The sequence below is a fragment of the Micromonospora sp. URMC 107 genome (assembly GCF_051386315.1).
In the GTDB taxonomy this organism is placed as follows: domain Bacteria; phylum Actinomycetota; class Actinomycetes; order Mycobacteriales; family Micromonosporaceae; genus Micromonospora.
Genome location: NZ_JBPQTK010000148.1, coordinates 1 through 13,427 on the forward strand (window position 1 = coordinate 1; position 13,427 = coordinate 13,427).

Sequence of the window (13,427 nt, forward strand, 5' to 3'; positions counted from 1 at the left end):
CCCCCCCCCCCCCCCCCCCCCCCCCCCCCCCCCCCGGGCCCGTGGCTTGGAGCACCATGCCGACCCCGCATCATGATCGATCCATCCTGCCCCGGTCCGTCGACGACGGGTCCCGGCCCGTGGCCCGGGCACCCCGGCGCGGGGGCGGTGACCCGTGCTGACCCCCGGCGCGTACGCCCGCCTCGGCCTGCGGCATCCCGTCGCCCTGGACCTGGGCACCTCGACGGTGCGGCTGTGGACACCGGCGTCCGGCACGGTCGTCACCGAGCCCGCCGTCGTCGCGTGGACGTCCGCCGGCGCCCAGGCCGTCGGGCGGGCCGCCATCGACCTGCGCGACACCGACGACACGAAGCTGCTGTGGCCGGTGCGGCACGGCGTGGTGGCCGACTTCTTCGCCTGCGTACACCTGCTGCGGGTGGTGGCCGCGGCGAGCGGACGGCCCGGCGACGACGTCTCCCCGGTCGTGGTCGGCGTGCCGGCCACCGCCACGTTGCGGCAGAAGGAACTCCTGGTCGCGGTGGTTCGCCGGGCCTTCGGCGGGCGCGTCGCCACGGTGGAGGAGCCGCTGGCCGCCGCCCTGGCCTGCCCGGCCGACCTGGACGGCGACGACGTGGTCGTTGTCGACGTCGGACACGGCCGCACCGAGATCGCCCGCATCGCCGACCGGGCGGTCGAGGCGGCCGAGCGCGTCGACGTGCCCAACGCCCTCGACCAGGTGCCGCTGATCGCCGCCGCCGTACGACGCCTGGGCGCCCGGCCGGCGTGGCCGGGACGACGTCGGCTGCTGATCACCGGCGGCGGGGCGGCGCACCCGGAACTCGGGGCCCGACTGGCCGCGCTGACCGGTCGGGTCGTCACGATGCCCGCCGACCCGCACCTGGCCACGCTCGCCGGCCTGCGCCTGCTGCTCACCGGCTGATCCTCGGGCGGTGCCGCACGGCGTCGCGGGGCGGCCCCGTGCGGCCGTCGCCGCCGACCGGCCGGCTGCCCGGCCGGGGCCCGAACCGCCTCGACCTTCCACCACCTGGAGTTCCGATGGACGTCGAACTGACCCCCCTGCCCGGAATCGGCTTCCGCCGCATGTTCACCACCGGCGCGGGACTGCGCATCGGGGTGGTGACTTACCACGCCGGCGGCCGGCGTGAGCTGGTCTACCCCGACGGCGACGACCCCGACGCCACCCGCAGCATCACCCTCGAACGCGACGAGGCCGTCGCGTTGGCCGGACTGCTGGGCCTGCTCGACGTCACCGTCACCGTCGCCGGGCCCGACCCCCGCACGACTACCCCACCCGTCGGCGGGTAAGCCCGCCCGTCCGGCAGGGGGAGGAGACGGCGTGGGACGAGGGTTCGTGAACTGGTCCGGCAGCCTGTCGTTCACCCCGGCCGAGTACGCCGAGCCCGCCGACGAGGACGAGGTGCGGGCGCTGGTGCGGCGGGCCCGCGAGACCGGCACGACGCTGCGGCCGGTGGGCTCCGGACACTCGTCCAGCCCGCTGGTGCGCACCGACGGGATCCTGGCCAGCCTCGACCGGCTCGCCGGGGTGATCGCCGACGACGGCGAGTTCGCCACCGTCCACGCCGGCACCAAGCTCGGGGCGCTCGGGGAGGGCCTGTACGACGCGGGGCTGGCGATGGACAACCTCGGGGACGTGGACTACCAGTCGATCGCCGGCGCGACCGCCACCGGTACCCACGGCACCGGCCTCGGCTTCGGCAACCTCTCCACGCAGGTCGCCGGCGTCCGGCTGGTCACCGGCACCGGCGAGACGGTCGACGTCAGCGCGGACCACCACCCCGAACTCCTCCCGGCGGCCCGGCTCTCCCTGGGCGCCCTCGGCGTCCTCACCCGGGTCACGCTGGCCGTGCAGCCCCGCTACCAGTTGCACCGCCGGTCCTGGTGCGCGCCCGTCGCCTGGACGCTGGACCACCTGGCCGAGTTGCAGCACACCAACCGGAACATGGACTTCTACTGGTATCCCCGCAGCGACCTGACCCAGGTCCGGGTCATGAACCGCGTCGACCAGACGCCGGACGAGCGGGTCTGGCACGCGCCGCGGGTACCGGGCTCGGCCGCCGTGGACGAACCCCGCGAGGTCCACGTGGCCCCCACCCACCAGGTGATCCCCCGCCACCGGGAGCTGCGGTTCGAGGAGATCGAGTACATGCTGCCGGTGGAGGCGTTCCCGGCCTGCTTCGCGGAGGTGCGACGGCGGATCAGGCAACGGCACCGCCGGGTGGCCGGCTGGCGGGTGCTCGTGCGCAGCATCGCCGCCGACGACATCTGGCTCAGCAACGCCTACGGCCGACCGACCGCGACCATCGCCTGCCTGCAGAACACCTCGCTGCCGTACGAGGAGTACTTCCGGGACATGGAGGCGGTCTTCCGGCAGTACGGCGGCCGGCCGCACTGGGGCAAGAAGCACTGGCTCACCGCCCGGGAGCTGCGTCCGCTCTATCCCCGTTGGGACGACTTCCAGGCGTTGCGTCGTCGACTGGACCCGGACGGCGTGTTCCTCACCCCGGACCTGGCCCGGCTGCTCGAGGAGGCGTGATGGCGCAGATCGGCGCGCGGACCTGGGTCGTCCCGGGCGGGCACGTGCCGTTCCCCGGCCACGGCCCCGAACCCGGGTTCACCAGCTTCGACCAGCTGTGCGTGCTCAACGCCACCGACCAGGACACCGAGGTCAGCCTGGACGTCTACTACGAGGACGCCGAGCCCGTCGGGCCGTACCGGATCCTGGTCGGGGCGCGCCGGATCCGGCACGTGCGGATCAACGACCTGATCGACCCGGAGGCCGTCCGCCTCGACCGCCCCTACGGCTGCCTGCTGCGCTCGTCGGTGCCGGTGGTGGTGCAGTTCCTGCGCCAGGACACCCGGCTGCCCGGCGTCGTCGCGCTGACCGGCGTCATGGCCCACCCCGCCTGACGTTCGGTGCCGGACGAGCCGGGTATCCGCGCCCATGCGGGTCGCGGGGGACGGACAGGCAACGGCGGCCGGGGCGGACTCCCGGCTGCGCCGGACCGGCCGGGAGACCTACCGACGGTTGCAGACGTACCTCATCGTCGCGGTGCAGGCCGGCCTGGCCGCGACCCTGTCCTGGGTGGCGGCCCACGAGGTGCTGGGCAACCAGGACCCCACCTTCGCCCCGGCCGCCGCGGTCGGTGTGATCGCCGCCGCCCTCGGCAACCGGGCCCGGCGCACCGTCGAGCTGATCGCCGGGGTGGTGCTCGGCATCGCCGTGGGGGACGTCCTGATCGGCGTGCTCGGCACCGGGGCGTGGCAGACCGGCGTCATCGTCTTCCTGGCGATCGCCGCGGCGGTCCTGGTCCGCGGCGGGGGCGCCCTGATGACCCAGGCAGGTGGTACGGGCGTGCTGGTCGCCACCCTCACCCCGACCAATCCCGACCTGGAACTGCCCCGGACCGTCAACGCGCTGGTCGGGGGACTGGTGGGCCTGCTGGTCGTGCTCGTCGTCGCCCCCCTCAACCCGTTACGGACCGTGCGGCGCGTCGCCGATCCCGCCCTGGACGTCTTCGCCCGCGAGATGACCGCGTCGGCGCAGGCGCTGGCCCGCGGCGACGCCCGGGCGGCCGAGGAGGTGCTCGACCGGATGCGCGCCGCCGAGCCGGAACTCGACCGGCTCGGCGAGGTCGTCGAGGCCGCCGAGGAGGTGGCCCGCCTCTCGCCGCTGCGCTGGCGGCGCCGCCGCGTGCTGGCGGCGTACCGGCACGGCGTGGAACACATGGAACGGGCCTTCCGCAACAGCCGCACCCTGGTCCGTCGAGTCGGCACCACCCTGCGCGACCACGAGCCGGTGCCGCCCGGCCTGCCCGCCGCCGTCGAGCGCTACGGCGAGGCGGTCCGGCTGCTGCACCGCGAGTTCCTGGCCGCCCGGGAGCCCGTCGCCGCGCGGGAGCGGGTGCTGGTGGCGGTCCGGGAGGCCGGCGAGGCGTGCCGGCAGGACATGGGGTTCTCCGGCACGATCGTCGTGTCCCAACTGCGGACCGTCGCCAACGACCTGCTCCGCGCCACGGGCGTCCCCCGCGACGAGGCGCGGCGGCTGGTGCGCCGGGCCGCCGCCGGACACCGGTGACGCTCAGCCCTGCTGCCGTAGGTAGGGGCCCAGCAGCTCCCGGGTGAGGGCGAGCACGGCGGCCTCCGGGGTGCCGTTCTCGATCATCCGTGAGGACGCGTAGACCACCGCCTGGACCAGCTCCGCCGCCGCGGCCGGGTCGCTCGCGCCGTGCTCGGCCAGGGCCGCCACAAGAGAGCCCGGACAGCAGCACCACCAGCACCGCGATGAGCGCGACGACCGCCCCGATCAGGCCGAACCGGGCCTTGCGGACCCGCGGGGTGGCGCCTGCTACGCCGACCCGACGAACTGGCTGACGTGGTAGGCGGTGCTCCGGTTGTCGGGTGTCCTGGTCCACTTCGAGACCATCAGGTGCAGGTCGTTGGCCCGCCGGCTGGACCACGGGTGGATGAAGCCGCCGTAGAGGCCCGGTTCCTGCCAGGAGGTGACCTGGATCCGCTCGGCCGTCCAGACCCGGTCCGGCCCGTCCGCCGTGCGGGTGACGATGCACCCGGTGGCGCAGTTGAGGTACGACATCACCCAGGTGCCGTCGGCCAGCCGCCGCACCGAGGGCTCGCCGAAGCGGCCGGTCAGGATCGGCGTGCACGGGCGGCCCCAGCCCCAGTCGCTGCCGTTCCAGCCCCAGCCCTCGTACGACTCGGGGAAGAACAGCCGGTCCCAGCGGACCCGGCGCAGCATCATCGGCCCGTGCTGGCGGCCGGCGCGCACCGAGAAGACGTACACCCAGTCCCCGTCGCGCTGCATGGTCCACATCTGGAACGGGTCGGTGTTGGCGCCGTCGTTCCACCACTTCAGCGGCGTACGGACGAAGTCGTTGCCGTTGTCGCTGTAGGCCAGGCCCGCGTAGCGCGACCGCCAGTGCGGCCCGGCCGGGCCGGCGGAGTGCCAGTTCTCGATGCTCATGTACGACACGAGCTGGCGGCCGGTCTCCGGGAAGGCGATGCCGTCGTTGGGGATGACGGTCACCTCCCAGAGGCCGTCGATGCCGATCCCGTGGTGGCCGTTGTGCATCAGCTCCGGGGCCCGGCCGTTGCCCGCGACGCGGGCGGCGCTGTCGAAGACGATCCCGCCGGCGGTGCCCGGGTGCACGGCGGAGCGCAGCATCACCGGTGAGCGCCAGTCGTTGGGCAGCGGCGGGCCCTCGGGCCACGGGGTGTCGAACGTGTCGCCGAACAGGTAGCCGATCGAGCCGTTCTCCAGCACGTACGGGATGCCGAGGTCCGTGCCCGCGACCCGCCACCGGTGGTTGGTGTCCAGGTCGGCGCCGGTGAGGCGCTTCTTCCAGGAGGCGGCCCGGGCCGTGCCGGGGGCGAGGACCGGCGCGACGGCCGTGGCCAGGCCGGCGGCGGCGACGGTACCGAGCAGCGAGCGGCGGGTGATCGTCATGACCGTCCTTGTCGCGAAAGGGCCCGCAGGGCCGCGGACGTGGGGGACCGGGCCGGGCGCGCCGGCCGCATCGAACTATCGATGTCGATGTGTGGCTGGAACCTACGGCCAACCGGCCGGCGTGGTCAAGGACCGCCGGTGCACCCCGACGCCACCCGCGGACCGGCGGCGGGCCTGGTCGCCGGACTCGTCGACGGCGAAGTTGCACGTGGCGGATTGGACGGGGCCAGCGCGGGCATGACAGGGTGCTGCTGGTGCGCACGGGTGAGGGGTAAGCGTCTGTGGCCGATCCGCATACAGGCTGGTCTTCCGGCGATCCGCAGGCGGTGCTCGACGGCTTCGAGCAGCTGCCCGGATTCGTGTGGATCTTCGAAGGGCCCGAGCTGCGGGTGGTGGCCGCGAATCCGGCGGTGCGCGCCGCCGTCGGCAACCGCAGCGGCCTGATCGGTGAGCCCTTCCGGCAGGCGGTGCCGGAACTCGCCGGCCAGCACATCTTCGAACTGCTCGACCAGGCCCTGCACGGCATCCGTTCGCACGGCTACGAGCAGCGCGTCCTGACCGACCGGGACGGCGACGGCAGGCTGACGGAAGCCTTCTACACGTTCGACATGGCGCCGTGGCACAACCCGGACGGCTCGGTGCGCGGGGTGATCGTGCAGGCCGTCGACGCCACCGGTGTGGTGGCCGCCCGGCAGGCTGCCGAAACCGCCGCCGCCACCGCCGAACGCCGCTACCGTCAGGCCGCCGGCCTGGTCCTGGAGCTGCAACGCAGCCTCCTGCCCGACATGCTACCCGTCCTGCCGAACGTCCAGGTCGCCGCGCACTACCTCGTCGCGAGCAGCGACCTGGTCGCCGGCGGGGACTGGTTCGACGCGGTCCCCCTGCCCGACGGTCGGCTCGCGCTGACCGTCGGCGACGTCGTCGGGCACGGCGCCGCGGCCGCGGCGGCCATGGGGCAACTCCGCACGGTCGCCCGGCAGGCGTTGCAGACCGGTGGCGGCCTGCCGCAGGTGCTGGCCGCCCTGGACGACTTCGCGGCGCGCACCCCGGCGACCCGGGCCGCCACCACCTGCCTCGCGGTGCTCGACCCCACCAGCGGGGCGCTCGAGGCGGGCAGCCACGGACACCCGGCGCCGCTGGTGATCGGCGCCAGCGGCGACAGCCGGTACCTGCCGCTGGCGCCCGCGGGACCCCTGGGCACCGGAGCCGACCCCGCCCCGGTCCACGCCTGCCAGCTGCGGGCCGACGACGTTCTGCTGCTCTACACCGACGGCCTGATCGAGCGACCCCGGCAGAGCCTGCGCGAGGGCGCCCGAGTCCTGGCGGACACCGCCACGGCAGCTCGGCGAGGAATGCTGACCGAGCCCACCACCGTCCCGCAGCGGCTACCCGACCGAATCTGCACCCTCGTCACGGAGCGTCTCGCCCTGGCCGGCGGCGGCTTCGGCGACGACACCACGCTCCTCGCCGCCCACCTCCTGCCGAAGCCCGTCGCGCCCCTGCACCTGACCCTTCCCGCCGACACGACGGCGCTACGCCCGATGCGTCGGCAGATGAGCGACTGGCTCACCCGGATCGGGGCCAGCGGCCCGGACGCGAGTGACCTCGTGCACGCCGCAGGGGAGGCCGCGACCAACGCCATCGACCACGCCTACCCGAGCGGCACGGCCGGGACGTTCACGGTGCACGGCACCCTGGACGACCAGGGCGTCGTGCACGTCACCTGCGCCGACCAGGGACGGTGGCGGCCACCGGTCCCCGACCCGGGGGGCCGCGGCCGTGGACTGACGATGATCCGCGGGCTCGTCGACCGGGTGGAGGTCCGGCACACCGGGGCGGGCACCACCGTCAGCATGCACCACCACATCGGCCAGGCCGCCAACGTCACCACCGTGGCCACCGCCCAGGCGGCCGGCCCCCACAAGCGGGCCACCGTCGTCGATGAGTTCGCGGTCGCCGTCATGGAGGCGCCGACGGGTCGGGTGCTGCGGGTGCAGGGGCCGGTGGACCTGGTCACCGGCCCGCAGCTGCGCGCCGCGATCATGCAGGCCAGCCGCGGCGGCAGCCTGCCGCTGACCATCGACCTCACCCCGGTCACCCACCTGAGCAGCACCGGCGTGAAGATCCTGCACGAGGTCGGTCGGATCATCACGAGCCTGCGCGTCACCGCCACCGGGCAGAGCCCGGCCCGCGGTGTGCTGGAACTGACCGGGCTGGGGCACCTGCTGCCGGAGGCCAGCGCGAGCGGAAGCGACACCGGGCACCAGCGGTAGTCGGACCGGACAGCCGCGTGGTCGCCCGCCGCCACGGGAGGCATCCTGGTGGCGGCGCCGGAGTCGGCGGGCCGTCACGGGCGCGGGCCCGCCCCGGACCCCGTCTCGAAAAAAGATCCGGGCGGGCTGTCCAATCGGCCGTCCCCCGTCCGTAGTGAGGGCGTACGGCGGTCCTGCCGTACGACAGGGACGCGACACGAGGGAGTCGGATCGTGAAGTACATGTTGCTCATCAACGCCGGTGCGGTCGGCGAGGACGGCGGGGCCGACGGGTGTGACGTCGGCGACTGGATGGCCTACGACAAGCAGGTGCGTGAGGCGGGGGTCCTGGTCTCCGGCGAGTCGCTGGCGGACCTGGTCACCGCCACCACGGTGCGGGTCGGCCAGGACGGCAGGCGAACCGTCACCGACGGGCCGTTCGCCGAGACCCGCGAGATCCTCGGCGGCTTCTACGTGATCGACGTGCCGGATCTCGACGTCGCGCTCGACTGGGCGGCGCGCTGCCCCGGCGCGCGCGGGGGCGGCTCCGTCGTGGTCCGGCCGGTCGCCGAGTTCGGGAGCTGAGCGCGGTGGGCGGAACGCCCGCCGGCACCGGGGGGACGGAAGAGGCGCCGGCGGCGGTCGTGGAGGCGGTGTTCCGTGAGGAACGCGGTCGACTGCTGGCGGCCCTCGTCCGCCGCTTCGGCGACCTCGACCTGGCCGAGGAGGTCACCTCCGAGGCCGTCGAGGCGGCGCTGGCGCGGTGGCCGGTCGACGGCGTTCCGCCCAGGCCCGGCGCCTGGCTGATGACCACGGCGCGCCGCAGGGCGGTCGACCGGCTGCGCCGGGACCAGGCCCTCGCCGCGCGGCTGGCCATCCTCCAGGCGGAGGCGGACCGGGCGGACCCCACCCCCGCCGCCGGGACGGACGGCGGGCTGCCGGACGAGCGGCTCCAGCTCTTCTTCACCTGCGCGCACCCGGCGCTCGCGGCCGAGGACCGCGGGGCGCTGACCCTGCGCTACCTGGCCGGGCTGACCACGCCCGAGGTGGCCCGGGCCTTCCTGCTGCCGACGCCGACGATGGCCAAGCGGATCACCCGGGCGAAGAAGAAGATCCACGAGGCCCGGATCCCGTTCCGCGTGCCCGACGCGCAGGAGCTGCCGCAACGGCTGCCGGGAGTGCTCCAGGCCGTGTATTCGATCTTCACCGAGGGATACGCGGCCAGCGGCGGCCCGCGTCTGCAGCGGCTCGACCTCGCCGAGGAGGCCATCCGGCTGGCCCGGATCCTGCGCCGGTTGCTGCCCGCCGAACGGGAGGTCGCCGGGCTGCTCGCGCTCATGCTGCTGGTCCACGCCCGCCGCGAGGCCCGCACCGGCCCGAACGACGAACTGGTGCTGCTCGACGAGCAGGACCGGGGCCGCTGGGACCGCCCGATGATCGCCGAGGGCCTCGACCTGGTGCCCGTCGCGCTGACCGGCGGCCCGCCCGGCCCGTACGGCGTGCAGGCCGCGATCGCCGCCCTGCACGTCGAGGCGGCGGACCTCGCCACCACCGACTGGCCGCAGATCGTGGCGCTCTACGACGTGCTGCTCGCCCTCGCGCCGTCCCCGGTCGTGGCGCTGAACCGGGCCGCCGCCGTGGCGATGCGCGACGGCCCGAGGGCCGGCCTGGCGCTGCTGGACGAGCTGGCCGACGAACCGCTGCTGCGGGGGCACCACCCCTACCCGGCCGCCCGGGCCGACCTGCTGCACCGCCTCGGCCGGCACGCCGAGGCCGCCGAGGCGTATCGGGAGGCGCTCGGCCTGGCCGGCACCGGACCCGAGCGGGCCCTCCTGCGACGCAGGCTGGAGGCGATCGAGCGGCCCCGCCCGTCGGGAACGTGACGACAGCCGGCCCGGCCGGGTCCGCGCGCCGTGCGGGCGGGGGAGGGGAGGTGCCGCCCGCCCGGCCCAGGGCGCGGATGATCTGGCACGATCGGAGCCCATGCATCCCTTCCGGCGTTTCCTCCTTGCCGGGATCCACCAGGTGGCCACGGACAGCTGGGCCAACGACGAGCGGATCGTGATCCAGGCGACCTTCTTCGACCTGGTTCCCGACCTGCCCGCCCCGCTGACGGATCCGGCCGCGCTGCGGCGGGGGATGGCGGCCCCGCGAACTACTTCCGGCCCCACCCGTACGGGCCCGACGGCGAGGGCGGCCTGCCGTCGCACGTCGCCGACGACCCGGCGTACGACGCGCGGTTCCCGCAGCACCCGCTGACCCGGGTGCGCCAGGTGATGGCCCAGCTCGCCCGGCAGGTCGAGCTGCACCCCGGCTTCGCGGCGCTGCCACCGTTCGCCGGCTGAGTCCGGGCGCGCGGCGCTCCGGTCGTTCGCACGGCCCGCCGGCGGTCGTCCGGCCACCGGCGCCGACCGCCGCGTCAGGCGGGGGCCGGCTCGACCTCGATGCGCACGTTCCGGTTGAGCTCCTCGGCGAGCCGGACCATCTCCTCCTCCGTCTCGGTGCCGATGACGATGAACAGGCACCACACCGAGGGGTGGGCGAGGGTGATCGGGGAGCCGACCTCGCGCAGCGGCTCCACCGCCAGGACGTTGGGGTGGCGCAGCAGCTCCTCGGTGGCGGGCAGCGCGGTGATGACGCCGGAGGCCTCGGGGGTCACGTTCAGCCAGCCCACGTAGGGAAACGGCGCTTCGGCCTTCCAGGGCAGCCGGTCACGCTCGCCGTCCATCGTCTCCTCGGCCCAGACGGCGTTGAGGCTCGGGCCGTACTTGTGGGCGACGACGGTGATCGCGCCGCCGCCGCCGGTGCGCCACGCGACCTCGGAGAAGGTCAGCTCGTCGCAGCCGGGGGTGCGGAACATCTCCAGGTGGGTGATGCCCCGCCGGATGCCCAGGGCGGCGTTGGCCGCGACGTGCAGCTCCCGGGTCCGGGCGTAGAGCTCGGGGTGGTCGCGCTCGGCCAGGATGTAGGAGCCGTTGACCCCGCCCTCCTCGTTGAGCACCAGCCGGGGGCAGAAGTACCGGCTGACCGCGAAGACCCACGGCTCGTCGTCGCGCCACACGGCGTCCACGTGGTACTCGTGGCCGGACAGGGACTCCTCGGCGACCAACTGCCGGGAGCGGATGCCGCCCGGTCCGTAGTCGAACTCGGTCACCACCTTGTGCAGCTCGGCGGCGTCGTGGACCCGGACGGTGGCGATGGTGGCCATCCCGTTGACCGGCTTGACGACCATGGGAAAACCGACGCGCTCGGCGAGCGCGGCGAGTTCGGCCGCGCCGTCGCGGGCGGTGATGGTGCCGTAGCGGGCGACCCGCAGCCCGGCGCGCTCCACCCGGGCCTTCATGTCGCGCTTGTCGCGCACGCCGCTGACCACCGCCAGCGCGTCCGGGTCCACGCCCAGGCGCTGGCTGAGCAGGCTGGCCCCGTACAGCGCCTGCTCGTGGGAGGCGACGACGCGGTCCACGCGCAGCCCGGACAGCGCGATGTCGACGCTGACCGCCGTCATCTCGTCGATCGAGTCGGTGCTCTCGACCTCGTAGACCCGGACCATCGCCGCCAGCAGCTCGTCGGGCATCTCGGCCCAGGTCACGTCCGAGCGGTCGACGACGAGGATCATCGCGGCACCGCGGTCGAGGAAGTGGCGGATGGGCTCTTCGTCCCACTTGCAGAAGACGACGTTCACGTCGGTGACCTCTCTCGGTGTGCCGGTGCGCCAGCCGGGTCACGGGTGGACGACGTGCATCCAACCATGGTGGTCGGTCCGGTGGCCGTGACTGGATACCGGCGGGTGACCCGGCCGTGACCGGACCCCGGCGGTCGCACGGCGGCGTCCCGCCGTGCCCGACGGCGGCGAGCGGCGACACGACGGCGGCCGGACGGGCTCACGCGGTGCCGACCGTCGCCCGTGGACCGACTGGCCACGGCCGCGGATGGTGGTGACGGCAAGGCGCGGGGGCCGCCGTGCGGAGTGGACCTCGGCGTCGGCGTTCGCGGGCGCGCCCCCGGATCAGGCCGTCCACACCGGGCGCGCCGTGAACCGTAAAGGGCGTCCGGCGGCTCCCATTCGGCGCGACCGTCCTTTCTCTCGCGCTTTCACCGGGATGCACCGGCGTCCTTGTCCGGCAATGCGGATCGGTTCTCCGGTGACCGGTCCAAATACCTCACGGGGGCGCGATTCCGCCGGGCAGGGGCGAACGTAACACCCGCCGATAGGGCTGTCAACGGCACGTACTTTGTGGATTTAGGGGGTGCATTCACGCGCCAAGTAGCGGTGAAATGGCAGCGGCATAGGTTCACCTGGCCGCCCGAATTGAGCGTTTATCGACCATTGACAGGCCTCCTGACCGGTGTTAGCTTCACCCCGCATCGGCCGGAGGCACCTTCTGCGCGGAATGGGGAAAGCTCTCTGTGGAATGTCCTTCACGGTGCGTGGGTGCGGTTCCCCGGCGTCAGCCGTCGTCCTCACCGACGCTATTTTCCCATTACGTCAGTAGGGAATCGATCTAACGGTCCAAACCCATTCGCGAGGCCCGCGCGGGACTTCGGCCTCGCCGCACATCGAGGAATCGGTCTCCCCTGGGCTTCGCCCCGACCGATCCGATCGGGCCACCCCTGTCCTCTCGACCGGCGTGCCCGTCGGACGCGGTGCTGTCCGTCGGTGAAAGGAAACCCCGGATGCGTGACACCTTGGAGCGTGGCTCCAGCGTGCCCGTGCGCGAGCTCGAGCTGGCCTCGGGCGAGGTCCGCGCGGTCCTCCTTCTCATCGACGGGCTGCGCGAGCGGTACGCCGACCCGACCGACCTGTCGTTCCTGGAACACGCCGCCACCGCCGGCCGCCACCTCCCGGCACGGGTGCTCGACTTCCTGGCCGCGCTGCGCTATCAGGAGTGCCACGCCGCCGGGGTGATCCGGGGCTTCCCGGTCGCCGAGGCCGAGCTGCCCCCGACCCCGGCGCACTGGCGTGACCGTGCGGCCGTCGTCGACGGGCCCGAGGACTTCTGGCTCACACTGGTCACCGCCCAGCTCGGCGACCTGGTCTCCTGGGCCTCGCTGCAGGACGGGCGGCTCCTCAACGACATCCACCCGATCACCGGGCAGGAGCGCCAGCAGACCGGCCACAGCAGCGACGTGGTGCTGGACCTGCACGTGGAGGACGCCTTCCACGAGCACCGCTGCGACAACCTCGCGCTGCTGTGCCTGCGCAACCCGCACGGCACCGCCACCACCGTCGTCGGCGTCGAGGCGGTCGACGTCAGTGCCGCCGAGTTCGACGTGCTGTTCGAGGCGCGCTACCTGATCGACCCCGACGACGAACACCGGCGCAACCTGACCGCGTTCGGCGTGGCCGCCGGGTTCCAGCCCGTCGCGGCACCGGTGCTCTACGGCAGCCGCGCCGACCCCTACATCCGGCTCGACCCGCCCTACATGCGCGCGGTGCCCGGTGACGCCAGGGCGGCCGAGGCCCTGCGGACCCTGATCGGCCTGCTCTCCGACCACGTCACCGACGTGGTGCTGGAGCCGGGGGACCTGCTGCTGGTCGACAACCACCGGGCGCTGCACGGCCGCCGGCCCTTCCCGGCCCGCCACGACGGCACCGACCGGTGGCTGCGCCGGGCGACCACCGTCCGGGACCTGCGCCGCAGCCGCCCCTTCCGCCCCTCCGCGCGGGACCGCGTCGTCCACCCCGTCATGCCC

Annotated in this window: 13 protein-coding genes; 10 read left to right on the top strand and 3 right to left on the bottom strand. The window is 74.2% G+C overall.

Features of this window, described 5'->3' with window-relative positions:
* The first annotated feature begins 154 nt into the window (after nucleotides 1-154).
* From ACSNN9_RS24670 to ACSNN9_RS24690, 5 genes are all read left to right on the top strand, one after another.
* Entirely contained in the window at nucleotides 155-919 is a 765-nt protein-coding gene (locus ACSNN9_RS24670; RefSeq protein ID WP_436675604.1) for a rod shape-determining protein, read from the top strand.
* Nucleotides 920-1,035: 116 nt separating this feature from the next.
* Nucleotides 1,036-1,305, top strand: a complete 270-nt coding sequence (locus tag ACSNN9_RS24675; RefSeq protein WP_436675605.1) for a potassium transporter TrkA — start codon at nucleotides 1,036-1,038, stop codon at nucleotides 1,303-1,305.
* A gap of 31 nt (nucleotides 1,306-1,336) precedes the next feature.
* Nucleotides 1,337-2,554, top strand: a complete 1,218-nt coding sequence (locus ACSNN9_RS24680) for a D-arabinono-1,4-lactone oxidase (RefSeq protein ID WP_436675606.1) — start codon at nucleotides 1,337-1,339, stop codon at nucleotides 2,552-2,554.
* Complete coding sequence (locus tag ACSNN9_RS24685) at nucleotides 2,554-2,928, top strand: sensory rhodopsin transducer (protein WP_436675607.1); 375 nt, start codon at nucleotides 2,554-2,556, stop codon at nucleotides 2,926-2,928. Before ACSNN9_RS24680 ends, ACSNN9_RS24685 begins: the two co-directional genes overlap by 1 nt.
* 34 nt (nucleotides 2,929-2,962) lie before the next feature.
* A complete protein-coding gene (locus ACSNN9_RS24690; RefSeq protein ID WP_436675608.1) occupies nucleotides 2,963-4,096 on the top strand; it encodes an FUSC family protein in 1,134 nt (377 codons plus the stop codon).
* 3 nt (nucleotides 4,097-4,099) lie between these two features.
* On the opposite strand, the gene ACSNN9_RS24695 is transcribed toward ACSNN9_RS24690, so the two are convergent.
* Both ACSNN9_RS24695 and ACSNN9_RS24700 read right to left on the bottom strand, forming a co-directional pair.
* Complete coding sequence (locus ACSNN9_RS24695) at nucleotides 4,100-4,267, bottom strand: hypothetical protein (RefSeq protein WP_436675609.1); 168 nt, start codon at nucleotides 4,265-4,267, stop codon at nucleotides 4,100-4,102.
* Nucleotides 4,268-4,366: 99 nt separating this feature from the next.
* A complete protein-coding gene (locus tag ACSNN9_RS24700) occupies nucleotides 4,367-5,482 on the bottom strand; it encodes a DUF4185 domain-containing protein (RefSeq protein WP_436675610.1) in 1,116 nt (371 codons plus the stop codon).
* 326 nt (nucleotides 5,483-5,808) lie between these two features.
* Between ACSNN9_RS24700 and ACSNN9_RS24705 the strand changes: the two genes are divergently transcribed.
* From ACSNN9_RS24705 to ACSNN9_RS24720, 4 genes are all read left to right on the top strand, one after another.
* Nucleotides 5,809-7,755 carry a SpoIIE family protein phosphatase gene (locus ACSNN9_RS24705; RefSeq protein WP_436675611.1) on the top strand — a complete coding sequence of 649 codons (1,947 nt, stop codon included), beginning with the start codon at nucleotides 5,809-5,811 and terminating at the stop codon, nucleotides 7,753-7,755.
* A 221-nt stretch (nucleotides 7,756-7,976) separates the two neighbouring features.
* Nucleotides 7,977-8,318, top strand: coding sequence for a YciI family protein (locus tag ACSNN9_RS24710; protein ID WP_436675616.1), 342 nt, complete (start codon nucleotides 7,977-7,979; stop codon nucleotides 8,316-8,318).
* A gap of 5 nt (nucleotides 8,319-8,323) precedes the next feature.
* Nucleotides 8,324-9,616, top strand: a complete 1,293-nt coding sequence (locus ACSNN9_RS24715; protein WP_436675612.1) for an RNA polymerase sigma factor — start codon at nucleotides 8,324-8,326, stop codon at nucleotides 9,614-9,616.
* A gap of 100 nt (nucleotides 9,617-9,716) precedes the next feature.
* Entirely contained in the window at nucleotides 9,717-9,992 is a 276-nt protein-coding gene (locus ACSNN9_RS24720) for a hypothetical protein (protein WP_436675613.1), read from the top strand.
* 160 nt (nucleotides 9,993-10,152) lie between these two features.
* On the opposite strand, the gene ACSNN9_RS24725 is transcribed toward ACSNN9_RS24720, so the two are convergent.
* A complete protein-coding gene (locus ACSNN9_RS24725) occupies nucleotides 10,153-11,415 on the bottom strand; it encodes an ATP-grasp domain-containing protein (RefSeq protein ID WP_436675614.1) in 1,263 nt (420 codons plus the stop codon).
* 992 nt (nucleotides 11,416-12,407) lie between these two features.
* Between ACSNN9_RS24725 and ACSNN9_RS24730 the strand changes: the two genes are divergently transcribed.
* Nucleotides 12,408-13,427: TauD/TfdA family dioxygenase (locus tag ACSNN9_RS24730; RefSeq protein ID WP_436675615.1), on the top strand; the 1,020-nt coding region annotated here is incomplete at its 3' end.

What these genes read in the sequence shown, in the direction of transcription:
- ACSNN9_RS24675 (WP_436675605.1), top strand. Translation starts at nt 1,036, where the DNA reads ATGGACGTCGAACTGACCCCCCTGCCCGGAATCGGCTTCCGCCGCATG.
- ACSNN9_RS24685 (WP_436675607.1), top strand. Translation starts at nt 2,554, where the DNA reads ATGGCGCAGATCGGCGCGCGGACCTGGGTCGTCCCGGGCGGGCACGTG.
- ACSNN9_RS24690 (WP_436675608.1), top strand. Translation starts at nt 2,963, where the DNA reads ATGCGGGTCGCGGGGGACGGACAGGCAACGGCGGCCGGGGCGGACTCC.
- ACSNN9_RS24700 (WP_436675610.1), bottom strand. Translation starts at nt 5,482, where the DNA reads ATGACGATCACCCGCCGCTCGCTGCTCGGTACCGTCGCCGCCGCCGGC.
- ACSNN9_RS24710 (WP_436675616.1), top strand. Translation starts at nt 7,977, where the DNA reads ATGTTGCTCATCAACGCCGGTGCGGTCGGCGAGGACGGCGGGGCCGAC.
- ACSNN9_RS24720 (WP_436675613.1), top strand. Translation starts at nt 9,717, where the DNA reads ATGCATCCCTTCCGGCGTTTCCTCCTTGCCGGGATCCACCAGGTGGCC.